The sequence below is a fragment of the Massilia sp. CT11-108 genome (assembly GCF_047302915.1).
GTDB classification, from domain to species: domain Bacteria; phylum Pseudomonadota; class Gammaproteobacteria; order Burkholderiales; family Burkholderiaceae_D; genus Telluria; species Telluria orientalis.
In genome coordinates this window covers 1-245 of the sequence record NZ_JBKYMO010001687.1, presented here as the reverse complement: position 1 = coordinate 245, position 245 = coordinate 1, and the positions used below count along the sequence as shown (strand labels likewise).

Here is a 245-nt window from a genome sequence, read left to right as displayed (position 1 = left end):
ATACCTTCTCGCCTTTCCTCTTACAGCCAGGTAGCTGTTCTGTTCCGATCTTTCCTTTAAGAGCGTTCATGTCGTACTCGATAACACCCAGTTCTGCTACGCCTGCATTTTCATCCCCGTCAACCGCATGCCACGACTCCTTTGGACCATTCTCCGTGTACCAGATAGACTCTCTGGCGATCCATGTGTCTGATGCAGGAAAGACATGCTTTGAGGTGATGAAGAACTTCTGACGCGGTTTGAAT

At 49.0% G+C, this 245-nt stretch carries 1 protein-coding gene; it reads right to left on the bottom strand.

Going from position 1 to position 245, the window contains the following annotated elements; all coding sequences use genetic code 11:
* The coding region (locus tag ACEN88_RS36045) for a hypothetical protein (protein ID WP_413347175.1) at positions 1-245 on the bottom strand (245 nt) is incomplete at both ends.